Raw genomic sequence first — 22,084 nt, 5'->3', positions numbered from 1 at the left:
CGCAACACGATTACGGCGATTACGCCTCTCTCGCATGGAACGCCCGCGCCGCCAGCAGCAGCGCGAAGCCGATCGCCGCGATCGCCGCGCACCACGTCCACGCCTGCGCCTCGTTCCCGGTTTCCACGGCGAGGTAAATGGCGGTCGGGAGCGTTAGCGTGCGCCCCGGAATCGCGCCAGCGACCATGAGCGTCGCGCCGAATTCGCCGAGCGCCCGGGCGAAACCGAGCACGAAGGCCGCGCCGAGCGCCCTCGCCGCGAGCGGCGCGGCGACGTAGCGCAGCAGCTGCCACTCGCTCGCGCCGATCGACCGCGCCGCGTCCGTCAGGTCGCGGTCGACGGCCGCGAAACCCGCCTTCGCCGTCTGATACGCGAGCGGGAACGCGACGACGGCCGAGAAGACGAGCGGCTGGCCGAGCAGCCGCTCGTACGCGGCGCCGACCCAGCTGCGCCGGCCGAAGGCGACGAGCAGCGCGAAGCCGACGACGGTCGGCGGCAGGACGAGCGGCAGCAGAAACAGCGTCTCGACGGCGGCTTGGCCGGGGAAGCGGACGCGGGTCATCTTCCAAGCGGCGAACGCCGCGAGGACGAAGGCGAGCGTCCCGGCGACGGCGGCCGTCGCGAGCGACAGGCGGACGGGCTCGAACCAAGACGCGCCGTTCATGGCCGGACCGTTCCGAAGCCGCGCGCTTCGAAGGCGGCCAGCGCCTCCTCGCTTCGCAGGAAGGAGTAGAATGCCTCGGCTTCCGTCGGCCGCGAGGTCGTAGCGACGACGCCGATCGGGTATTCGATCGGCGCATGCTGCTCGGCCGGCACCTCGAACGCGACGCGCACCCGGCCGGACGCGCGCGCATCCGTCGCATAAACGAAGCCGGCGTCCGCGTTGCCGGTTTCTACGGCGGCGAGCACCTTGCGGGCGTCGACGCCGAACGCCGCCTTCGCGCGCACCCGCTCCCAGACGCCGGCCCGCTCCAGCGCTTCCTTCGCGTACGCGCCGACCGGCGCCGTCTCCGGCACGCCGATCGCGATGCGGCTCCACGCCGGGTCCGCGAGCGCCGCGACCGAATCGGGCGAAGCGACGGCTTCGACGGGAACGACGACGACGAGCGCGTTCGTCAGCAGCGTCGCGTGAAGCGTCTCGTCGATAAACCCCTGCGCGACCAGCTGATCCATATGCAGCCGGGCGGCGGCGAAAAATAGATCGGCGGGAAGGCCCATCTCGATCTGCTTTTGCAAGCCGCCAGAGGAGCCGTAGTTGACGCGGATCGTCACCCCGGGGTGCAGCGCCTCGTACCGGGCGCGGACTTCTTCGAGCGGCTCCATCAGGCTCGCCGCGGCCGATACCGTCAGCGTCGGCCGTTCGACGGGCGGCCCGCCGCCCCCCGCGCAGCCCGCGACGACGACCGCGAGCGCGGCGACGACGGCGGCGAACCGCCGACGCCCCCTCGCGAACCGACGCCCCGCGGCCGTCGGCCGTCTGCCTGCGGCGGCGGGAGCCTTTTCCCATTCGTTCGCCGTCACCATCGCGCACCCCTTCGGACTCGTTTAATTTCTGTATTCTACCATGTTATACTACCTTTGTTTAGCGAGACGAAGGGAAAGGCGGTAGAAGCATGCATCCGACGATCGAACATATTACGTTCTTGGGCGAGTCCGCCGTACGCGTAACGACCGAGAAGCTCGAAGGCGTCGTCGTCCCGGCCTGGGGCAGCAACCTGATTTCGTTGACGTGGCGGCCGACCGGCCAGCCGCTGCTGCGGACGCCGGCGACGGCCGAAGCGTACCATGCCCGCACGACGCTGCACGGCATGCCGATTTTGTTTCCCCCGAGCCGCATCGCGGGCGGGACGTTCCGGTTCCGAGGGCGGGAGTACCGCTTCCCCATGCCGGATCCGGCGAGGCCGTATCATATCCATGGGGTGCTGATGCGCGAGCCGTGGCGTCTGTCCGAAGCAGCCGTCGACGGCGAAGAGGCATACGTCGAGACGACGATCGTCGCCGAGGAAACCCCAGCCGTCTACGCCGCGCTGCCGCATCGGTTTACGGTGCGCCAGCGCTTTCGCTTCACGACGGATGCGGTCGAGCTGCGCTTCGTTCTGGAAAGCCGGGACGAAGAAGCGATGCCGTGGGGGCTCGGCTACCATACGACGTTCCTCCTCCCGCTCCCCGGCGGCGACTTGTCGCGCTGCACGCTGCAGCTGCGCGCCGACAAGACGTGGGCGCTCGACGAGCAGCTGCTGCCGAGCGGCGAGCTCGTCGACAATCCATACCGCGACGCAATGGCGGCGGGGCTGCCGCTCGACCGCGTCGAACTCGACGACGTGTTCCTCGCTTCCCCGGACGCGCCCTTCGAGGCGATCCTGACGGACGCGGGCGCCGGCCTCCGCATCCGGTACGAGGGCGATCGGCGGTATTTCACGCAGTGGGTGCTCTACAACGGCAAGGGCAAGCCGGACCGCGGCTTCTTCTGCCCGGAGCCGCTCACCTGGGTGCCGAACGCGCCGAACGTGAACGCGCCCGCCGAGCTGACCGGATTGCAGGCGCTCGAGCCCGGCGCCTCGGCGGAAGTCGTCAGCAAGCTGACGATCTCGGAGGTTTGACGGGATGTCGATTCGATCTCGGCCGATACGGCCGGGTTTGTTAAGCAACTTTCCATATGGAATAAAACCATTTTATCAAATATGGCAAATCGCTTAACAAACGCTCGAACCGCCGTCTCGACGCGGCGAATGCCCTGACCCGGGCGCGCCAAACGCACAGAAGAGCGGCCGCGGAAGGGGCCCACTCCCCCTTCCGCGGCCGCCCCGCGTCTTACGGCGTCGCCTTCTCTACCGTCACGTCGTCGATTTGGATGTAGGCGTCGCCGCCGGGGCCCCAGAAGCCCGCGAAGACGCTGATCGCCGTATGCGGGCCGGAGTTGAACGTTACCGCATACTCGGTGTACTCCGGCATGCCGGCATATCGCTGCTCGCCGATAATGGCGCCCTGCAGCGTCGCCGCGCCGAAGTAGCCGTGGACGATGCTGGAGGAGCCGCGGATCCAGCCGCGAAGCACGTAGTCCGTGTTCGGCTCGACGGCGATGTCCTGCTTTACCGCGTTCCAGTTCGTCGTGTCGTGGCGAATCCACGCATTGTTAAAGCCCGTGCGCGCGAAGCCGAGCCCGCGGTCGATGCCCTTCGTATTCGGCCCATGCCCGTACCACGGCGCGCCGATCGCGTCGCTCCCCTGCTCCTCGAAGCCGCCGTCGCGCACGAGCGCCAGCGGCTCGAGCGGCGGATCCGGCACGAATTCGTCCGCATAGTACACCGACAGCTCGCCGATCGACGTGAACCGCGCGGAGCCCCCCGGCGTGCCGATGATCCGCACCCCGTCGCCCTCCTCGGCCTTGAACGTGAACGTATACGTCACGTTCGCGCCCGCCGACGCGTCGCCCGGGTAATCCGGCGTCACGGACAGCTGCTTGACGTCCTTCCACTCGAACTTGTCGCGCACCTGCACGCGGACGTCCTCGAACCAGCCGCCGTCCGGAAACACGTTCCCGGTCGTAAACTTCACCTGGTTCATGCGGTACGCGCGCGGCCACGTATAGCCCCACCAATCCTCCGTCTTCGCCTCGGCGTTCCAGCTGTCCTCGCTCTGCCGAATGACGCCGTCGTTATAATAGCCGACATTGCCGAAGTGCGCGACCTTCTCGACCGGGACCGTTCCGTTCGCCGGATCGGCCAAATTCGCGCCGGCGTCCATTTCGTTCTTCGCGCGCGCCGTCTTAACGTACGGCTCTACCGTCATCTTCCGCAGCGAGAAGTTGTAGTTCCAAGCGCCTCCCGCGAACGTGTTCGATTGAATGTACATCGTCTTGCCGTCGGCGGAAATAAACTTCGACGGAATGCTCGCCGCGTAGCCGCCGTTCTTCGCATCCGACCACGGATACCCGCCGAAATCCTTCGACACGAACTTCTTCCACGGGCCCCACGGCGTCGGCGACTCGTAAAACTCGAACGTATACTCCGTCCAAGACGTATAGAGGTACCGATTGAGCGCCCGGTTATACACGACGCCGCCCTGCGACAGCACCGTCAAGTTTCCGAGCCCGTTCGGGTCGAGCAGCGCCGGGTACACGCGCCGCGCGTCCTCGAGCACCGGCCGGCGGGCGTCGAAGTCGCTCGTCCACGCCGCCTTCCCGTTCAAATCCCCCGCGTACCACTCCCACGTCGACCGATCCTGCACGCCGTCGGCCGGCATCCGCGCCAAATACATCGCCGTCGGGTCCTCGACCGCGTCGTTGAACGAATCGCGCCAGTTGCCGTCGAAGCCGTACACGTATACATACTCGTCGAACACGTTCCAAGCCCCGTTCGGCCCGTAGTCGAGGAACATCATCGTCGTGAATTCGTAATCGTCGAACATCGGCGCCGACGCATCCCACGTCCAGGTGACGCCGCGGTCCATCGACTTCGCGATCGTCGCCGCCGGCGCGTCGTTGAAATCGAGGTTCAGGTCCTGCACCGCGATATACATGGCGCCGTCCGTACAGAGCATGCCCGTCGGCTTCCGATTGTACGGCCCTTCCGTCCACACCTGTCCGACGTCCGTCGAGATCGTCTCGCCGGTCAGCGCCCCGACGTCGCCCGCGATGCGGTTCACCGCGATGTCCGCGAACGGACCGTCAAGCGAAAACCCGCGGCCGTCCCCGTTCGCCGAATATAAATACCCGTCGTCCGCCCAGCAGCTCGCCCACAGGTCGCCGTCCGACGCCGTCGTGATCGAGTCGGCGGATTCGATCGCGACCGTCGCGAACAGCTCGCTCTCCTCCGCCTTCGCCGCCGCGCCCGGCACCGCCCCCGTCAGCAGCAAGGCGCCCGCGAGGACAACGCGAACCCAACTCCGCATTGTTACCGCTTTCAACATGACATAGCCCCCTCTTCCGAAATATTTTCCGAAAATGTCTCCCGATCCGCTCGCGGCCGGCCGCCGGAAGGCGGCGCGGCGCGGGGATCGTTTTCCGAACCTTAAATCACTTCTCGCTCGTCGTTGCCGGGCAAATTCGGGTGCGGCGCATGCGGCTCGGTCTGGTACCAGAACGCCGTGGACGCGATGTCGCTCTGCTGCGCGAGGTACCGATGGCCCGACCGCCAGCCGAGATCTTGAATCGTGATGCGCAAGTCCTGCTCGAACCGGATCGGGTCCATTACATGCCAGCGGTACATGCCGAACCGCGGCTGCGGCCGGTACAGCGCGTCCGGCGCGATGAACTGATGCATGCCGAGATACGCGGTCGAATACGTGCAGTATTGCCCTTTCGGCTGCTCCCAGTTCCAGGCGCCGCCGAAGTAGTCCTCCGTGCCCGTGCCGCAAATCGTCGGGAAGTCGGTGTCGCCGTCCATGTAAAACTTCACTTCGCCCTCGCCCCACCAGTTGCGATTGTTCACCTGCCAGGCCAGGTACATGCCTACGAAATGGCCCCGCCCGCGCACGCCGTCGAGGATCGTATGAACTTCCTTGTACGGCACCGGGTTGGACCGGCGCCATTCGGCATGGAAGTACGCCATGTCGTCCGGCACGTCCGTAAGGGTGTAGTCGACCTGATAGTACAGCACGACCTTATCCGCTTCGAGGTTTTCGACCGTAATGCGCGCGGCTTTGCGGAACGGCATCAGCCAATAGCTGTTCATGCCGCCGGCCGGATTGACCGCGATCGGCAGCGAGTTGACGTTGCAGCGCTCCTGCCAGCCGTTGCAGAAGAAGTCGCCGAGCGGCACCTCGACCGACGGGTTCGCTTCGTCGTCCCAGTACATGCGCAGGATCATGTTTCGCCAATGCGACGGGAAGCAGGTGAGCCAGATGTGCTGAATGGCGCCCGGCCCTTCGATGTCCGCCATCGTCCATGTCGCGCCGGCCGGAATTTCGACCGACGGCGACACCTTCCAGCCTTGACCGAGATCGCGCGCCGCGTTCGCGCCGGTGCCTTCGGTCGCCATACCGCCTTTGCCCTTCTCGCCCGTGAAGTTTTCCGGGCTGATCGACCGCGTCTTCGCGTTCGACAATCGCGCCAGGTTGCCGATACTCATCTCTAATCCGTTGAATGTGAGTCCGTTCGTTTGCATATTGTCTCTCTCCCTGTTCGTTTATTTCGCGTAGTAGACTTCTAGCTCGGTGATGGTTGTGTACGTTTCCGAACCGCCCGGCTTGCCGATCAGCCGAACGCCGTCGCCCCACGTATCCTTGAACGCGAACGCGTACGTCTTCTTCGGCCCGCTCGTCGCGTCCCCCGGGTAAGCGGGCGATACGGTCAGCTTCTCGACGTCCTTCCATTCGAATTTCTGCCGCACCTGCACCCGAACGTCCTCGAACCACCCCCCCAGCTGCTCGTGCGTGTCGCCGGCCGTATAGACGAGCTTATTTAGGTTGTACGAACGCGACCATGTGAATCCCCAGAAATCCTCCTCCTTAATTTCGCCGTTGAAGCTCGATTCTTGCAGGCTGCGGTCGCCGTCCGCAATACGGAACAAGTCGCCGTTCTCCGCCGCGCGGGAAATCGGCGTCGCGTTCTCGCCGACCCGGGCGAGGTTGTCGTCGCTTTTTTTATTTTCCGGCTTCGTCTCCCGGTACGGCGTCACCTTCAGCTTGCGCAGCGAGAAGTTGTAGTTTTCGACGCCGCCGACGAACGTGTTCGAGTTCAGCCACATTTCCGTCCCGTCCTCGCTGATGAATCGCGACGGAATGACGGTCGCGTAGCCGCCGTGCCGGTCGAGCGTCCAAGGATACGCCCCGAAATCCTTCGACAGGAACAGCTTCCACGGCCCCCACGGCGTCGGCGCCTCGTAAAACTCGAACGTAAATTCCGTCCACGACGTATAGAGGTACCGGTCCAACGGCTTGTTGTACACGATGCTGCCTTGCGACAGAACGGACAGCGACGTTAGGCCCGGCATGACGCGCTCGTTGTACACGCGCCGCTCGTCCGTTAACACGGGCTTCCGCGCCGCGATGTCGCCGGGCGCGCTCCACGACGCCTTGCCCTTGAGGTCGCCGGTATAATACTCCCACCGAGCAGCGTCCTGAATCGCATCCTTCGGCATCCGGGCAAGGTACAGATGCTGCGGATCCGGCACCGTGTTCGAGAACGAATCGCGCCAGTTATAATCCATACCGTACGCGTAGACGTACTCGTCGAACGTGTTGTTGGCGCTGTCTTTCCCGTAATCGAGAAACATGATCGTCGTGAACGTATGGTCCTTGAACATCGGGGCGTCCGTCGCGCCGGTCCATGTGACGCCCTTGTCCGTCGATTTCAAAATGGTGGCCGCCGGCACGTCGTTGAAAATGCGCCCGCCCTCTGTTTCTTTATTGAGGTCTTGCACCGCCAAATACAGCTCGCCGTTCACGGAAATCATGCCCGTCGGCTTCTTGTTGTACTTCTCGGGGTCGCTCCATACGCGGCCGACCGCGTCGCCCGACGCGATGCGCTCCCCCGTAATGTTGCGTTCCCACGGGTTGCCCGTGAACTTACTGACGACGATGTCCGCCCATTCGGACAAGACGTCGAAGCCTTTGCCGTCGCCGTTCGCCGTATACATGACGTCGTCCGGCCCCCACGCGACCGGCCATAAATCGCCGTTGCTCGGCGTATGGTACGTCGACTTCGGCTCCACGTACGCGGTGGAGAAGAACGTGCTCGCTTCGGGCACGATCGGCCCCGCCGGCGCTTCGTCGTTCCTTTCCTCGACTTGCTCTCGTTCGCTCATCGTCGTATTCCCGCCTTCGCATGAAATCAGTAAAACACTCCCTGCCGCCAATGCCGCAGCGATCGCGGCGAACCTTGGATAATGCGCCATCTCGACCTCCCCCGCCGGCGCCTACCGGCCTTATCCCTTCAAGCCCGTCAGCGTGATGCCCTCGATAAAGTAGCGTTGGCCGAAGACGTACGCGATCAACACCGGCACGACAGACAGGACCGCGCCCGCCATCAGCAGGTTGTACCTTGCCGCATACATGCCTTGGAACGACGACAAGCCGAGGCTGAGCGTCTGCAGGTCGTCGGATTGGATCATGATGAGCGGCCACAGGAAGTCGTTCCAAACGCCCATGAACGTGAAGATGAACAGCGACGCGAGCGCAGGCTTGACGAGCGGCAACAGGATTCGGAAGAAAATGCCGAAATACGAGGCGCCGTCGATGCGCGCCGCCTCGTCGAGCTGGACGGGCAGCGTCATGAAAAACTGACGCAGCAGGAACGTCCCGAACGCGTTGCCGAAGAAGCCCGGCACGATGAGCGCCCAATACGTGTCGATCCAGCCGAAGTCCCGCATGATAATGAACATCGGAATCATCGTCACCATGCCCGGCACCATCATCGTCGCCAAATACATCCGGAAGATCGCCTCCCGCCCCGGGAACCGGATGCGGCCGAACGCGTACGCGGCGAGCGCGCAGAAAAATACCGTGCCGAGCGTCACCGTCACCGAGACGAACAGGGAGTTAAAGAACATGCGCACGATCGGAATCGCGTTCGCGACCTCCGCGTAATTTCCCCATTGCCACGTCTGCGGGACGAAGATCGGCGGCCACGAGAAAATTTCGTCCGGCGCCTTGAGCGACGTGACGATCATCCAATAAAACGGAAAGACAAAGCCGACGCTGGACAGGATCAAAATCAGATGCGAAAGCACGGCCTTCGGCGACAGCGGCTTTCTCCGGGCGGCTGTCCGGACCGCGCTCGCTCCGTTCTTGCTCACGGCGGTTAGCATGCTGCTTCGACCCCCTTAATCCATCTCATAGTTGACCCGCTTGCCGAAAAATTTCAGCTGCAGCAGCGTAATGGCGAACAGGATCAAGAACACGACCCAAGCGAGCGCCGACGCGTAGCCCATTTGGAAAAATTTAAAGGCGTTCTGCCAGAGCCAGTAATAAATGACCCGCGTCGCGTCGCCCGGTCCTCCGCCGGTAATCATGTAGACGACGTCGAACACCTGGAACGAGCCGATGACGGACATGACGGCCACGAAAAACACCGACGGCGTAATAAGCGGCAACGTGATGCGCATCAGCTTGCCGAAGCTTCCCGCGCCGTCGATCGTCGCGGCTTCGTATAAGTGGCTCGGCACGTTCTTGAGTCCCGCGAGCAGGATGACCATGTTGAAGCCGATGCTCTTCCAAATCGCGACCATCGCGACGGAGATGAGCGCGAAGCGCTCGTCGGTAATCCACCCGATCGGGGCGACGCCGAACCAATCGAGCACGAAGTTCAAAATGCCGACGTCCGTATTGAACACCCAGCGCCACACCATCGATACCGAGATCATCGAGACGACGACCGGCAGGAAGACGAGCGCCCGATACAACGTAACGCCGCGGAGCGCCTGATTCAGCAGCAGCGCGAAGAAGAGCGCGCACAGCATGCCGAGCGGGATGGAAAGCAGAGAGAAGATCGCCGTGTTTTTCAGCGATACCCAAAATTGAGCGTCCTTCATCATCGTGTCCGTGAAGTTCGAGAAGCCGATAAATTTCGGCGCATTGATAAGATCCCAGTTCGTAAAGCTCAGTCCGAACGATACCGCGATGGGGATCATGACGAAGATGAGCATCGCGAGCATATTCGGCGCGATGAATAGATAGCCGTGCAGGATTTCGGATCGTCGTTGCCGGTTCATGCTGCAGCACCTCCTAGGGGATCCTCCGTCTTCGGAAGAAAGTGACAAAACCGGGACCCGAGACGGACCGGCGCTGCCGATCCGTCCCGAATCCCTGCGAAGCCCGGGCGGGTTACTTCGATTCCGCCAATACTTTGTTCGCTTCCGTCACCATCTTGGCGACGGCATCCGCCGCGGACGCTTTATTGCGGAAGACGGTATCCGTCTCGCGCCACATGATCTCGTCGATCGTCTTCGCCCACTCCGGGTGGAACGGCAGGCTTGCCGCCTTCTCCAGCTCGCCGCGATAGATGCCGATGTGCTCCTTCGGCTCGTTCCCGAGCAGCCAGCCGCCTTCGTCCAAAACGGACTTGCGAACCGGGAGGCCGAGGCCCGTGCTGGAGATGATTTTCTGGCCTTCCTCGGAGATGCTGAACTCGATGAACTTCCACGCCTGCTCCGGGTATTTCGTCGTCTTCGGCGCGGCGAGCGTCACGAACAGGAGCGGCGACGGCGAGCCCGGCTTGCCGGCCGGGAACGGCACGACGCCCCAATTCGCTTTCAGCGGCTGCGCGAAGAATGCGACCCAGCGTCCGCCGGAAATCATCGCGGCTTTCTGCGAGTTAAACAGGTCCATGTTGCCTACGCCGAGCCCTTGCAAGCCTTCCGGCGACGGCGCGACGCCGTCTTCGTACATGAGCCGGCGCGTCTTCTCGATCGCGTCGATCGACTCCGGCTGGTCGAGCGTGAACGCCGTGCGGTCGTCGTTCATGACCGTGCCGCCGTTCTTATAAATCGTCGTGATCATCGGCGGCCAGCCGAGGTCCGCGGCGTAGCCGTACTGGCTGACGCGGCCGTTGTCGGCCTTGATCGTGAGCGCCTTCGCCTTCTCGACGAAATCGTCCCATGTCCAGTCCGGCGTCGGGTACGGCACGCCCGCCTTATCGAACAAGTCTTTGTTGTAATACATCATGTACGGCGTCGTGTCCTTCGGGAACGCCCACAGATGGCCTTCCTGATACCCCATCGGATCGAGATTCGCCGGAAAGTATTGGCTGAAGTCGAGGCCGCTCGCTTGCGCGTACGGCATCAGGTCAAGCAGGACGTCCTTGCTGGCCAAGCTGCTGACGAGCGCTTCGCCGATGTAGAACACGTCCGGCGCTTTGCCGCCGGCGATCTGCGTGAGCAGCGCGGCGAAGAAGTCGCCCGTGGAAGAGACGAGGTCGAGCTTGACCGTAATGTTCGGGTTCAGCTCTTCGAACCGCTTCTTGAGCGCTTCCTGAACGGCCACTTCCTCCGGCATGCCCCAGAACGCGTACCGAATTTCGACCTTCTCGCCGGAATCGGCCGCAGGCGCCGGCTGGGCCGCGTCGCCCCCCTTCGAATCGCTCGACGCCGCGGGCGGTTCCGAAGCCGTCGAGCCGCCGCCGCCGGACGAGCAAGCCGCCAGCAGCAGGGCGAATACCAGCAGGATGCTAACAACCACTTTACTGGACTTCATTGGATTTCCTCCTTAGGTATTGAAAGTGCTTACTTTTATTCGCGTTCGAGACCGGGCGCCCGGGCGGCGGGCCCGCCCGCAAAGGCGAGGGACCCGCGAACCCGAAGGCGCCTGCTTAGTTCTCCGAGTCGTGGCCGAAGCAGCGTTCCAAATCCGCTTCGTTGAACGGCAAAATGTCCGGCAGCGGCAGACGCTGCGCGACCGGCAAAATGAGCGGATGGTCGCGATGCGGCTCCGTCTGGTACCAGTACGCCGTGCTGCTGTAATCGTCGCTGCGATGATTGTTGTGCCCATGCTCGATCGTGACCTTGATCGACGTCTCGAACATGATCGGATCCTCGATGTGGAATCGATACGCAGAAATTTTGCCAGACCAGTTCGGGCCCCCGCCGAGGAGGATGCCGTGATACGGCGAATGATATTCCTGCTGCGGGCACCAAGCCGTATTGAAGTAATCCTCCATGCCCGTGCCGTGCAGCGTCGGCGGCCACGCCTCGCCGTCGATGAAAATCATGTCGTCGCCCTCGCCGTACCAATTCCACTCCCGCGTCGCCCGCAGGTTGTGGATGTTCAAATTGCAACCGACGTAATGGCCGCGGCCGACGGCGTCGAGCAGCACGTAATTGCCGGCCCCCGTCGTGTTTTTCCCGCCGAATTCGAACAGCGCGTTCGAGATGTTGTCCTCGATCCCGTCCGTCAGCTCGCGGCGCCACAGCGCGTGGAAACGGAGCGGGCTGTCCGGCGCCTTCGCGTATTCCTCGTAATCGACGTAGAAATAAAATTTGATCGCCCGGTCCGCGTTCGATTCGATCTCGATGCGGGCGCCCTCCGCGTACGGCATCGGGAAGAAGCAGTTGAGCGCTCTTCCGTCCTCCGGACTCATCGCCAGCGGCGCGGACGAATAGTTTTTCGTGATGCCGTGGCCAAGACCGTAGAAGTCGCCGATCGGCGCCTGCACGCTCGGGTTCGCTTCCCCGTCCCAATACATACGAATGACGACCTTGCGGTGCAGCCACTGCTCCGTCGCGCCCTCCAACGGCGCCATCGTCATCCACAGATGCGTAATGCACCCCGCTCCCGGAATATTGCAAAGCTGTTTCGTTTCGCCCGGCCCGATCGTATAAAAATCCTTGTTTCCGCCCGTTCGATCGTAGCTGGAAACTCTTTTTCTCTTCGCGTCGCGGACGCGGCACAAATCCCTCAGCGACGAACCGATCATGCCGTTTCCCCCTTCCCCATGCCGAATTCGAATCCTTGCTCGCTTAACCGATCATGCGTTCAACAAATTTGAACTCGATTTGTGTTAGCGATTACATTTTTGATAATAGCAGATGTCACCCTTTATTTCCTTACAAAGTTTTGTTATTATTTATCCGATCTTGCTACCGGAGGTGTCTTCCTTGGAACCGACGTACGATGCTCGCTCCCGAATCATGCTCCAACTTTCGCCGAATATTCGGCGGGCCTGGAACCACAAGGTCGATCATATGAAAATGAAACCCCGCATCATTTTCGATTACGAGCTGCTGTATTTGGAAAAGGGCGAGCTGACCGTCTCGATCGAGGACGAGCTGCACGAGCTGAAGCCCGGCGACATCGTCCTGTTCAAGCCCGGCAAGGAACACGAGTTTCTTCATTCCGTCGGCGAGTGCGTCATGCCGCACATCCATTTCGACGTCCTGCATTATGAGGATTTCGAGGAGGTGCCGATTTATTTCAAGACGCTGCCGGAAGGCGCCGAGGAAGCCCGCTTCCTCCGCCCCGACGTGCTCGGCCGCGTCTTCGGCATTCCCGACGTGCTCCGCATCGGCAATCATGGCGAGGTGCACAAGCTGCTGCTGCAAATCATTCACGCGTACGAGCGGCGCGACCCCGAGTTCGCGATTCTGCAAAAGTCGCTCGTGCTGCGCATTATATATTTGGTTTTGAAGGGGCTCGAGGCGAACGCGAATCCGTCGGTCACTTTGCGCCACAAATCGCTCGAAGCCGCCTTCTCCCACATTATCGAGCATTACAACGAGCCCGTCCGGCTCGAGGAGCTGGCCAAGATCGCATGTCTAAGCGTGTACCATTTCTCCCGCCTGTTCAAGCTGAAGTACGGGCAGGCGCCGCACCAGCTCCAGATGCGCCATCGCATCGAGAAGGCGAAAGAATTCATGATCTACAGCCCGCTGTCGATGACGGCGATCGCCGAGCGGGTCGGCTACGGCAGCGTCTTCGCCTTCAGCAAGGCGTTCAAGCAGATGGAAGGCGTCTCCCCGACGCAGTTCATGAAGTCGTTCTTCGACGGGGCCCCGCCGTCCGCACCGTAGCGCGCCGCGGCGAGGGGCGCGGCCCCGTCCCGCCGCGCCCCCCCAGACTCGCCCGCCGTCCCGCCACCAACCGCCGCTCGCCCGCTGCCGCACACTCCCCGACCCGCCCGCCGTCCGCCGCATGCCGCGAAATGCTCAAAGTTTGCGCTTATCTCGCCGTTATGATCAAATTTTGAACTTTTTCCCCGACACCCACCACCGCTCGCTCGCTGCCGCACACTCCCCGACCCGCCCGCCATCCCGCACATGCCGCCAAATGCTCAAATTTTGCGCTTATCTCGCCGTTATGATCAAATTTTGCGCTTTTCTCCCGCCTTCCGCCGCCGCTCGCCCGCTGCCGCACACTCCCCAACCCGCCCGCCGTCCGCAAACAATAAAGGGGCGCAGCCCCGGCAGGCTGCGCCCCTTCTCCCGCTTACCCGACTAACACCTCGACGCCGCCCTCGGCGAGCAGCCGCGACCACGCCGCGTCGGGCGCGCGGTCGGTGACGATGCGCGTCACGCCGCCGAGCGGCGCGAACGAGACGAGCACCTTTGCGCCTAGCTTCGTATGGTCGAGCACGACGTTCGTCTCGCCCGCCTGGCGGATCGCCAGCTTCTTCACCTCGGCCTCGTAGATGTTCGAGTTGCTGAAGCCGTGCTGCGCCGACACTCCGGTCGTGCCGAGGAACGCTCGGTCGAACGCCATGCCGGACAACGTCTGCGCCGCGACCGGCCCGACGAGCGACGACGTCGACTCGAGCAGCGTGCCGCCCGTCACCAGCACCGGCACCTGCTTCGCGACGAGCTCGAGCGCGACGTTCATCGCGTTCGTCACGACCGTGACGTCGAAGCCGGCGGGCAACGCCCGCGCGACCTCGATCGTCGTCGTGCCGCCGTCGATGAAGATCGACTCCCCCGGCCGCACGAGCGCCGCCGCCGCCCGGCCGATGCGCAGCTTCTCCTCGATCATATGCCCGGCGCGTTCCTGCAGCGCGACGTCGCGGCCGACGTAGATCGCCCCGCCGAACGTGCGCCGCACGAGTCCCGTCGCTTCGAGCTTCTCGAGATCGCGGCGAATCGTCATCTCCGTAACCGCGAACGCCTCCCGCAGCTCCGCAATTTTCGCCTCGCCGCCGAGCGTAATGCGCTCGAGCATCTGCTGCTGCCGTTCGTTCAGCGCCGGCGCCGAACCCGAACCGTTCCCGATCCCCCCGCCGCCGCTCATCGCTCCTCGGCCTCCCGTTCGACCGCGACGCTAAACTCTAACGCGTACTCGACCGTCTCGCCCGGCTCGAGCCGGCGCAGCGTCCCGCGCGCCGCCTCCGCCGCCAAGCCCTCGACCCGGCAGTTCGCCGGCTCGAGGCCGAGCGCGTGCGCGCCGGCCCCGAGCATGCGCCATTGCACGAGCTCCGGCAGCGTATCGGTCCGCCAGCGCAGCCGCGCGACTACCGGCGCCGCAGCCGCGCCGCCGGCCAGCGGGAACGCCGGCTGCCGCACCTCCGCCTCCGCAAACCCGTCCGCGTCCGCCACGACGTCGTGGTAATATACTTGCTCGGCGAACCCCGCCTGCGGGGCCGTCCACGAATCGTACCCGTCGACGGGGACGCCGGCGTCGCGCGGAACCGCGCGCCGGCTCGGCAGCCGCACCCGCGTCGCCTCCGTCAGCAGCGGAAAGCCGAAATTCCAATGATACAGCATCATATGAGGGGCCGAGGCGAAGCCGACGTTTTCCACCGTGTCCCGCAGCGTCAGCCGCGCCGACCCAAGCGTAGAGACGATCTCCCGCCGGAGCCGCAAACAGCTGCCGAAAATTTCCGTCTCCTCGACGACGCCCGTCACGCGCATGACGTACTCGTCGTCCTCCCACGCCGAAGAGATGCACACGTCGCGCGCCGGCGTGTGGTGCGACCGTCCGTGCAAGCCGTACGCGCGCCCCTCGAACGTCCCCGGCGTGCCGACGGACGACAGCCCGCACGTCATGAGCAGCCCCCCCGACGCGGTGCGCAGCCAATCGGCGCCGTCCGCCGAGAACAACGCCGGCGCGACGTCGCCGTTCGGCGACTGCCACGACAACGGCGCGCCGCCGAACTCGACGAGCGAGACGTCCATCCCCTTCGACGGCACGACGTCGTACGACAGCCCGCCGCCCGTGCGCACGCGCACGACGTCGACGCCCGCTTCGGCCCCTTCGGTCAACCGGAGCCGCCGCGCGCCCGCCACCTGCTCGATGCGCCCGACGCGCGCCTCCAGCTCGCGCCGCGTCCACGTCTTTCCGTACAGTTCTGCCACCGCGATGCCGCCTCCCGTCGAAATCCGTTTAATCTTCTACAATGACCGGAATGCGCTCGATGCGCGGATCCGTGAAAATATCGAACTCGTCGCGGCTCGTGCTCGAAAACTCCGACACGATCGCCCCGTCCGGTCCGGCCTGAAACCAATGCTTGATCCCAGGCATAATCGTATACTGCTGCCCCGGCGACAGCTCCACCTCGTGGAACACCGTGTAGTACGCCTCGCTCCCCGAAGGAATCCGCGCCTGTACCGGAGACGCCGGCTCCCCTTCCACGTACAGCAGCACCTTCCCGGCGCGGCAGCGGAACGTCTCCATCTTGCCCGGATCGTCCCCGACCGGCGGGTGCAAATGCTCCGGACACGTCTGATACGGGAACAACACGAGCTCCTTCGCGCAATAACGGTCCGTGTTAATATACGTTACCAGCTCGAGCCCTTCCTTTTCCAAATCGCCCAAGCCGAACGACGCTACCTCGATGCCCTCGATTTCCTCCGGCGTCAGCACGATGCCCGTGCGGGCGAACAGCTCCGCCGTCCGCGCCTGCGCCGCTCGCACTTCGCTCCGTTTGATCGATCCCATACCCATACCTCCCTAGAAAATGGTCACTCCCCCGCGTCCCCCGGCCCGCGCCAGACGCGCGCGCCGCCGTCCGCGACCGTCTCCCGGAACTCGGCGAGTTTCGGCGGATGCTGCGCCCAGCCGGCCGCGATGCGCCGCTGCACGTCCGCCCACGGCTTCACGCCGCTGACGGCGTCCGGCCGCTCCACGTTGCAAGCGCCGGTGCCGACCGCGCCGAGCAGCGCCGCCTCCGGCGGCAACCCGAGCATCCACCCGGTCAGCAGCCCCGCGATCGTGCAGTCGCCGGCGCCGGTCGTGCCCGCGACGCTCACGCGAAAGCATGGCGCATACAGCTCGCGCCCCGCCCACGCCGCCGCGTCGGACGGCGCATACCGGCCGCAGGACGCAAGGCGATCAAGAGACGAAGTCGTTTTCAAGTATAATCCGTACTCCCCGAGCTTGAACACGACGACCGCCGCGCCCATCCCAAGCAGCTCGTCGGCCAGCTCCGAGAGGAGCGCCTCGTTCGCGTGCGGCAGCAAATCCGCCGATCCGCTCTCCCGCGTCAGCCGGTCGTACGTCTCCCGCCGCAGCATGAACAAAATTTCCTCGAAGCTCGGCAGAAACAGATCGACGCTCGGCAGCGCCCGCGCGAGAATCGCGCGCCAGTCGGCCCGCCCCGCGTCCGCGTCCGGGTCCGGCTTCGCGAGGTCGAGGCTGACGGTCACGCCCGCGGCCTTCGCCTTCGCGAGCACGGCCTCGAGTCCGGCCCCGCCTTCCGCCCACATCCCGCGCATCAGCGGCGGATAGCCGAAATGGAACAGCCCCGCGTCCGCGAGCGCGTCCGCGTCGACGTCCGGCGCCTCGAACGTGTCGTTCGCCCCGGTGCAATGCAGGAAGATGCGGTCGATGCCCGGCGGCGAAATCACGATCGTATATGAGCTCGCCTCGCCGGCCGCGACGATCATCCCTTCGGCCAGCGACTCGCCGCCGTGCTCCCGCACGATGTCGAGAATCGCCGCGCCGAACCGGTCGTCCCCGATTTTGCCCATCAGCCGCGCGGGCGCGCCGAGCCGATGCAGGGCAAGCCCCGTGTTCGACACGGCGCCGCCGGTCGACAGCGTCGCCGGGCCGATGTCGATCAGCTTGCCCGGTACGAGAATCGCGTCTACGCCGCTTTGCCGATCGTACAACGTCGGAATGACGTCGAGGCAAATATGCCCGCCGACGACCGCCGGGTACGGCAGCGTCAATCGCACGTCTGCGTCGGCCACGTTACTCCCCCCAATTCAGCGGGATCGTCCAGCCGGTGCGCTGCGACTCCAAAGCCGCCGTGAACACGCGATGGCTGCCGGCCGCCTCCTCCGGCGTCGCGCAGCGGAACGGCTGCCGCATCCCGTCCGGACCGTTCGCGATCTCGTCGCAGAACGCCGCCCACATTTGAAGAATCGAGTCCGAGAACCCGAATTCGAAAATGCCCCCCGTAATCGTCCCGTACGCCGACTTATACGGCGCGTCGGCGACGTGCCACGCCTGCGAGCCGCCCGGCGCGTACGGCAGCGACGCGACCTGCTTCGGATACTTCGTCGAGAACTCCGCCGACAGCTCGGTGCCCTGAATGCGGATAAACCACGTATTCGCGTGGCCCGGCGCGATGCGTTTCGTTGACAGCACCATCGGGAACGACTGCCCCTCCGTCTCGACGTCGCACGCGAGAATCGCGTTGTCCCACGTCTCGCACGGCGCCATGCCGCCCTTGCCGTCCGGCCGCGCCTCCACGATCTTCGACAGGAGCGCGCGCACGCTCTTCGGCTTCCAGCCGTAGCGCAGCGGCAGGTGCAGCACGTGCATGCCGAGGTCGCCCATGCAGCCGTACTCGCCGTTCGTCGCGACGCGGCGTTTCCAATTGATCGGCTTGTTCGGATCGAGATCGGAAGAATGCCAGAAGCCCGCCTCGACCTCGATAATCCGGCCGAACCGCCCTTCGCGCACCCACTCCGTCAGCTGCATCGCGCCCGGGAAAAACGGAAACTCGGACGAGCAGCGCACGATGACGTCCGGGTTCGCGGCCAGCGCTTCCATAATCTCGGCGTTCGCCGCCGCGTCGATGCCGAACGGCTTCTCGCCGAGCAGGTGCTTGCCCGCGCGAATAATGTCCACGTACAGCTGCGCGTGCAGGTTGTGCGGCACCGCGCAGTAGACGGCGTCGACGTTCGGGTCGGCGAGCAGCTCGCGGTAGTCGGTGTATGCGCGCTCCACGCTCGGCAGCGCCTCCTCAAACCACGCCGTCGCCGCCGGATTCGCGTCGCACACCGCGACGATGCGCGGCTCGAAGTCGACGCCGGTCAGATGGCACCAGCGCGCCGCCGCGCTCGCGAACTCCTTGCCCATCAGGCCGCAGCCGATGACGCCGAAGCGGATGACCGTTTTCGAAGTCGAATTCGAAGCCCCCATCACGCCTCACCCCCAAGAATCGCAAGCGCCGTCTCCGCCGACGCGCCCTCGTGCACGATCCGCATGAGCGCCTTCGTCATCCGGTCCGGATGCGGGTGCTGAATGACGTTGCGCCCGTACACGATGCCGGCGGCGCCCTGCTCCATCAGCTTCACCGTCCGATGCACGATCTCCTCGTCCGACGCGCGCCCGCCGCCGCGTACGAGCACCGGCACGCCGCCTGCGACCTCGACGACGCGATGATACTCGTCGACGTTATCGCACGGATCCGCCTTGATGACGTCCGCGCCGAGCTCGACCGCTTGCCGAACGAGCGGCATAATTTTCTGAATGTCCCCGTCGACCATGTACCCGCCCTTCGCCTCGTTCGGCAGCATGACGAGCGGCTCGACCATCAGCACCATGCCGTACTTCTCGCAATCCGACTTCAGCTTCATCACGTTCTTCACGCATTGGTAATGCAGCTCCGGCTGATTCGGCAGCAGCAGCAGGTTCACGCACACCGCAACCGCGTCGAGGCGCACCGCATGCTCGATCGCGTTGTCAATGATTTCGCTGAAGAGGTAGTGCGGCAGCGTCGAGCCGTAGATGTTCGCCGCATCCGTCCGCAGCACGAGCCCCGGCTTCTCCTTGCCCGGCACGTTTTGCAGGTGCTTCGCCTGCCCGACGCTCAGCTGGATGCAGTCCGGCCCCGCGCCCACGATCGTGGCGATCGCCTGCTCCATATTTTCGATCGACGCGAGGAACGAGTACTCATTGAAAAAGCCGTGATCCACCGCGACATCGAAGCACTTGCCGGTCTTGCCGAACATGCGGTTCATTCTCGCTTTATGCGACACCGGAACAACACTCCCTTAGAAAATGTTATTTAGAAACATTAATTATGTTCGTTTATAACATAATTCTAGTTCACTTCGAACATGGTGTCTAGCAAAACTTTCTTACCCGCCGTCCCGCCTGCCCCGACACACTCCGCCCTCGACGTTGCCCCCGTTATGCTCAAATTTTGCGCTTATCGCGGACTTAGGCTCAAATTCTGCGCTTATCGCGGACTTAGGCTCAAATTTTGCTCTTTCCGCCGCCTTCGCCCCGCCGTTCACCGACTTCGCCTCGCCGTCCCGCCTGCCCTGACACCCACCTTCCTCGCCGCTGCCCACCGTTATGCTCAAATTTTGCGCTTATCGCGGACTTAGGCTCAAATTTTGCTCTTTTCGCCGTTTCGCCCCGCCATTACGCCTGCCCCGACACACTCCGCCCTCGATGCCGCCCCCGTTATGCTCAAATTTTGAGCTTTTCGCGGACTTATGCTCAAATTTTGCGCATTTCGCGGACGTATGCTCAAATTTTGCGCAAAACAAAAAAGGAAGCCCATCGACGTCGCCCGTCGAGAAGCTTCCTATGTGAACTGCGATATGCGGTCGGAGGGATTTGAACCCTCACGCCCAGTGGGCACTACCCCCTCAAGATAGCGTGTCTGCCGTTCCACCACGACCGCGTGTCCTTGTTTCGCCGCCTTCGAGGAAAAGCGGCGACAAAAACTAATATACCGGATTCGAAACCAAAAGTAAAGCGGGAACGATTGACAACGCACCGACGGCCGATGTCGAAAATTCTTGAACATCCGACTGGCTGCCTATAAAATTGACGCATGACGATGACGCGAAGGAGCTAAACCACGTATGGGAACGATCCAGCCGCAAGACCGCCCGCTCCGGGCGAAGGACATCGCCGTCCAATCGATGCCGCCCGATACGATACTTTTGAACCTGCAGACCGGGTATTACTTCAGTACGAACCCGATCGGCGCGGCGGTGTGGGAGCTGTGCGACGGCGCGAGAACCGTCGAAGAGATCGTCGCCGCGATCGGCGAACGGACGGACAAAGCCGTCGAGGACATCCGGGACGACATTCTTGAATACCTCGCGACGATGCGCAAGGAAGGCTTGATCGAGCTTGGGTAAACGACGACGGCTCGAAGAGGCCTGGTTCCTCCTCCGGGTCGTCGCGGCGTCGGCCGCGGTCAGCGCGGCGACGGTGGCGCTGCCGCTGCCCCGCATCTTACGGGCGGTCGAATCGCCGCGGAAACGCGTCCGCCGCGTCGACGGCGAGACGCTGGAGCGGCGCGTCGCGATCATTCGGAAGGTGATCAAGTGGAAGCTGTTTCTCATTCGAAACAACTGCTATCGTAGAAACCTACTCCTTTATTATTTCCTGCTCCGTTACGGCGTCAGCGGCCTGCGCATCCATATCGGCATTTCGAAGCGAGAAGGAGCGCTCGCGGGCCACTGCTGGCTCACGCGCGACGGGCGAATTCTATACGACGAAGAAGAAGAAGTCGCGAAATACGCCGTGATCCATACTTCGGGAGGGTGATTATGGCTCGTTTTCAGATCGGTCATGCGCATATCCGGGTCGAGTCGGACCATCCCGGCTTCCTCGCGCGCGTGACGGAATGGATGGAAGACTTCGTAACCGAGCACGCGCCGGAGGACAATCGTTCCGCGATCGAGGCGACGTTCGTCGCGCTCGCGCCGGACGAGCCGCCCCCGTTCGAGGTGCCGCCGTCGGCAAAACATACCCACGATAACGACACCGCGGCATATTACGACGACGGCGAGCGGTGGTACGTAAAGTTCCGCAGGAGCGGTCTCGTCGTCCTCGAGCGGGAGCGGCTGCGACTCGTCGGCTACGTCTACCCGCACATCGTACTTCCGTCCATTACCGCCTTCGAGGACTTCATGCATCCGCTGCACGAGCTGACGCGGCAGATCGGCTTATACCCGCTGCACGCCGCCTCCGTCGAGCAAGGCGGCCGCGGCCTCCTGCTCGTCGGCAAGTCCGGCCAAGGCAAGTCGACGCTGTGCGCCGATCTCGTCAGCAACGGGTTTCGCTTTCTGGCCGACGACCGCTGCTTCGTCCGGGAGACGGACGCGGGCTTCGACATGTTCGCATTTTACGAGCCGTTCAAGCTGTTCGCCTCGAACGTCTCCCATATCGGGGCACTCAGCGCCGCTGATGAGCTGTCGGGCGCGCCGGCCGCGAAGCAGCCGCTCGATCTTCGCAAATATTATCCGGATCGCGTCCGCCTCCATAGCGGAATCCACGGCATCGTATTCCCGCAGTGGGCGCCGGGAGCGCCGAGCCGGGCGGAGCGCGTAGCCCCCGGCAAAGCGCTGGTCGAGCTGCTGCCGCTGACGCTGGTCTGCTTCGATCCCGCGGCCGGGCGCGCGCACTTCGAGTTTCTCGGCCGCCTCGTCGGAGGGCTGCCCATCATCCGCCTGTTCTTAGGGGACGACCGGGCGCAATGGAGCCGGATCGCCGGCGAATTCTTGGCGGAATCGGGGGAATGCTAACG

20 protein-coding genes and 1 tRNA gene are annotated in these 22,084 nt (G+C 63.8%); 5 read left to right on the top strand and 16 right to left on the bottom strand.

The annotated features are described in order from the left end of the window. Positions 1–19 precede the first annotated feature (19 nt). On the bottom strand, positions 20–664 hold the full coding sequence (gene modB, locus VEZ38_RS18705) for a molybdate ABC transporter permease subunit (RefSeq protein WP_324896215.1): 645 nt from the start codon (positions 662–664) through the stop codon (positions 20–22). Beyond that, positions 661–1,524 carry a molybdate ABC transporter substrate-binding protein gene (gene modA / locus VEZ38_RS18700; RefSeq protein ID WP_324896213.1) on the bottom strand — a complete coding sequence of 288 codons (864 nt, stop codon included), beginning with the start codon at positions 1,522–1,524 and terminating at the stop codon, positions 661–663. Before modA ends, modB begins: the two co-directional genes overlap by 4 nt. 89 nt (positions 1,525–1,613) lie before the next feature. Here modA and VEZ38_RS18695 point away from each other — a divergent pair, with 89 nt between their 5' ends. After that, positions 1,614–2,600: an aldose 1-epimerase gene (locus VEZ38_RS18695; RefSeq protein WP_324896211.1), complete on the top strand. Its 987-nt coding sequence runs from the start codon at positions 1,614–1,616 to the stop codon at positions 2,598–2,600. A 211-nt stretch (positions 2,601–2,811) separates the two neighbouring features. Here VEZ38_RS18695 and VEZ38_RS18690 read toward each other — a convergent pair whose 3' ends face one another. The 7 genes from VEZ38_RS18690 to VEZ38_RS18660 form a co-directional block, all read right to left on the bottom strand. After that, a complete protein-coding gene (locus VEZ38_RS18690; RefSeq protein ID WP_324896209.1) occupies positions 2,812–4,908 on the bottom strand; it encodes a hypothetical protein in 2,097 nt (698 codons plus the stop codon). 101 nt (positions 4,909–5,009) lie between these two features. Continuing rightward, entirely contained in the window at positions 5,010–6,104 is a 1,095-nt protein-coding gene (locus VEZ38_RS18685) for a glycoside hydrolase family 172 protein (RefSeq protein WP_324896207.1), read from the bottom strand. 21 nt (positions 6,105–6,125) lie between these two features. Further along, entirely contained in the window at positions 6,126–7,745 is a 1,620-nt protein-coding gene (locus VEZ38_RS18680; RefSeq protein ID WP_324896205.1) for a DUF4185 domain-containing protein, read from the bottom strand. Between the two features lie 120 nt (positions 7,746–7,865). Continuing rightward, positions 7,866–8,747 (bottom strand): carbohydrate ABC transporter permease, encoded by an 882-nt coding sequence (locus VEZ38_RS18675; protein ID WP_324896203.1) that lies wholly within the window; start codon positions 8,745–8,747, stop codon positions 7,866–7,868. Positions 8,748–8,762: 15 nt separating this feature from the next. After that, complete coding sequence (locus VEZ38_RS18670; RefSeq protein WP_324896201.1) at positions 8,763–9,650, bottom strand: sugar ABC transporter permease; 888 nt, start codon at positions 9,648–9,650, stop codon at positions 8,763–8,765. A gap of 112 nt (positions 9,651–9,762) precedes the next feature. Beyond that, positions 9,763–11,130, bottom strand: a complete 1,368-nt coding sequence (locus VEZ38_RS18665; RefSeq protein ID WP_324896200.1) for a sugar ABC transporter substrate-binding protein — start codon at positions 11,128–11,130, stop codon at positions 9,763–9,765. A 115-nt stretch (positions 11,131–11,245) separates the two neighbouring features. After that, the gene (locus VEZ38_RS18660) at positions 11,246–12,349 is read right to left on the bottom strand and encodes a glycoside hydrolase family 172 protein (RefSeq protein ID WP_324896198.1); all 1,104 of its coding nucleotides are present in this window, start codon (positions 12,347–12,349) and stop codon (positions 11,246–11,248) included. A gap of 268 nt (positions 12,350–12,617) precedes the next feature. Here VEZ38_RS18660 and VEZ38_RS18655 point away from each other — a divergent pair, with 268 nt between their 5' ends. After that, complete coding sequence (locus VEZ38_RS18655; RefSeq protein ID WP_324896196.1) at positions 12,618–13,442, top strand: AraC family transcriptional regulator; 825 nt, start codon at positions 12,618–12,620, stop codon at positions 13,440–13,442. Positions 13,443–13,857: 415 nt separating this feature from the next. On the opposite strand, the gene VEZ38_RS18650 is transcribed toward VEZ38_RS18655, so the two are convergent. From VEZ38_RS18650 to VEZ38_RS18620, 7 genes are all read right to left on the bottom strand, one after another. Continuing rightward, the gene (locus tag VEZ38_RS18650) at positions 13,858–14,649 is read right to left on the bottom strand and encodes a DeoR/GlpR family DNA-binding transcription regulator (RefSeq protein WP_324896194.1); all 792 of its coding nucleotides are present in this window, start codon (positions 14,647–14,649) and stop codon (positions 13,858–13,860) included. Further along, entirely contained in the window at positions 14,646–15,713 is a 1,068-nt protein-coding gene (locus VEZ38_RS18645) for an aldose 1-epimerase family protein (RefSeq protein ID WP_324896192.1), read from the bottom strand. Before VEZ38_RS18645 ends, VEZ38_RS18650 begins: the two co-directional genes overlap by 4 nt. A gap of 28 nt (positions 15,714–15,741) precedes the next feature. Further along, positions 15,742–16,296: a D-lyxose/D-mannose family sugar isomerase gene (locus VEZ38_RS18640; protein WP_324896190.1), complete on the bottom strand. Its 555-nt coding sequence runs from the start codon at positions 16,294–16,296 to the stop codon at positions 15,742–15,744. Between the two features lie 23 nt (positions 16,297–16,319). Continuing rightward, entirely contained in the window at positions 16,320–17,549 is a 1,230-nt protein-coding gene (locus VEZ38_RS18635) for a carbohydrate kinase family protein (RefSeq protein WP_324896188.1), read from the bottom strand. 1 nt (position 17,550) lies between these two features. After that, positions 17,551–18,729, bottom strand: a complete 1,179-nt coding sequence (locus VEZ38_RS18630) for a Gfo/Idh/MocA family oxidoreductase (protein WP_324896186.1) — start codon at positions 18,727–18,729, stop codon at positions 17,551–17,553. Further along, the gene (locus VEZ38_RS18625; protein WP_324896184.1) at positions 18,729–19,568 is read right to left on the bottom strand and encodes an aldolase; all 840 of its coding nucleotides are present in this window, start codon (positions 19,566–19,568) and stop codon (positions 18,729–18,731) included. Before VEZ38_RS18625 ends, VEZ38_RS18630 begins: the two co-directional genes overlap by 1 nt. A gap of 574 nt (positions 19,569–20,142) precedes the next feature. Then, positions 20,143–20,224, bottom strand: a tRNA-Leu gene (locus VEZ38_RS18620). Positions 20,225–20,408: 184 nt separating this feature from the next. Between VEZ38_RS18620 and VEZ38_RS18615 the strand changes: the two genes are divergently transcribed. From VEZ38_RS18615 to VEZ38_RS18605, 3 genes are read left to right on the top strand one after another with little or no spacing between them, the layout of a single operon-like run. Continuing rightward, entirely contained in the window at positions 20,409–20,690 is a 282-nt protein-coding gene (locus tag VEZ38_RS18615) for a PqqD family protein (RefSeq protein ID WP_324896182.1), read from the top strand. Then, positions 20,683–21,102 carry a lasso peptide biosynthesis B2 protein gene (locus VEZ38_RS18610; protein ID WP_324896180.1) on the top strand — a complete coding sequence of 140 codons (420 nt, stop codon included), beginning with the start codon at positions 20,683–20,685 and terminating at the stop codon, positions 21,100–21,102. The genes VEZ38_RS18615 and VEZ38_RS18610 overlap by 8 nt, the downstream gene beginning before the upstream one ends. Before the next feature lie 2 nt (positions 21,103–21,104). Continuing rightward, positions 21,105–22,082 (top strand): hypothetical protein, encoded by a 978-nt coding sequence (locus VEZ38_RS18605; protein WP_324896178.1) that lies wholly within the window; start codon positions 21,105–21,107, stop codon positions 22,080–22,082. Positions 22,083–22,084: the final 2 nt, after the last annotated feature.

This window comes from Paenibacillus sp. (genome assembly GCF_035645235.1).
Classification (GTDB): Bacteria; Bacillota; Bacilli; order Paenibacillales; family YIM-B00363; genus Paenibacillus_AE.
Note: the sequence above shows the minus strand (reverse complement) of the source record. Positions and strands in the feature narration are given on the sequence as shown.

Bases quoted from the DNA above. Each gene is read 5' to 3' on its own strand.
- modB (WP_324896215.1), bottom strand. From the start codon at position 664: ATGAACGGCGCGTCTTGGTTCGAGCCCGTCCGCCTGTCGCTCGCGACG.
- modA (WP_324896213.1), bottom strand. From the start codon at position 1,524: ATGGTGACGGCGAACGAATGGGAAAAGGCTCCCGCCGCCGCAGGCAGA.
- VEZ38_RS18695 (WP_324896211.1), top strand. From the start codon at position 1,614: ATGCATCCGACGATCGAACATATTACGTTCTTGGGCGAGTCCGCCGTA.
- VEZ38_RS18690 (WP_324896209.1), bottom strand. From the start codon at position 4,908: ATGTTGAAAGCGGTAACAATGCGGAGTTGGGTTCGCGTTGTCCTCGCG.
- VEZ38_RS18685 (WP_324896207.1), bottom strand. From the start codon at position 6,104: ATGCAAACGAACGGACTCACATTCAACGGATTAGAGATGAGTATCGGC.
- VEZ38_RS18680 (WP_324896205.1), bottom strand. From the start codon at position 7,745: ATGAGCGAACGAGAGCAAGTCGAGGAAAGGAACGACGAAGCGCCGGCG.
- VEZ38_RS18675 (WP_324896203.1), bottom strand. From the start codon at position 8,747: ATGCTAACCGCCGTGAGCAAGAACGGAGCGAGCGCGGTCCGGACAGCC.
- VEZ38_RS18670 (WP_324896201.1), bottom strand. From the start codon at position 9,650: ATGAACCGGCAACGACGATCCGAAATCCTGCACGGCTATCTATTCATC.
- VEZ38_RS18665 (WP_324896200.1), bottom strand. From the start codon at position 11,130: ATGAAGTCCAGTAAAGTGGTTGTTAGCATCCTGCTGGTATTCGCCCTG.
- VEZ38_RS18660 (WP_324896198.1), bottom strand. From the start codon at position 12,349: ATGATCGGTTCGTCGCTGAGGGATTTGTGCCGCGTCCGCGACGCGAAG.
- VEZ38_RS18655 (WP_324896196.1), top strand. From the start codon at position 12,618: ATGAAAATGAAACCCCGCATCATTTTCGATTACGAGCTGCTGTATTTG.
- VEZ38_RS18650 (WP_324896194.1), bottom strand. From the start codon at position 14,649: ATGAGCGGCGGCGGGGGGATCGGGAACGGTTCGGGTTCGGCGCCGGCG.
- VEZ38_RS18640 (WP_324896190.1), bottom strand. From the start codon at position 16,296: ATGGGATCGATCAAACGGAGCGAAGTGCGAGCGGCGCAGGCGCGGACG.
- VEZ38_RS18630 (WP_324896186.1), bottom strand. From the start codon at position 18,729: ATGGGGGCTTCGAATTCGACTTCGAAAACGGTCATCCGCTTCGGCGTC.
- VEZ38_RS18615 (WP_324896182.1), top strand. From the start codon at position 20,409: ATGGGAACGATCCAGCCGCAAGACCGCCCGCTCCGGGCGAAGGACATC.
- VEZ38_RS18605 (WP_324896178.1), top strand. From the start codon at position 21,105: ATGGCTCGTTTTCAGATCGGTCATGCGCATATCCGGGTCGAGTCGGAC.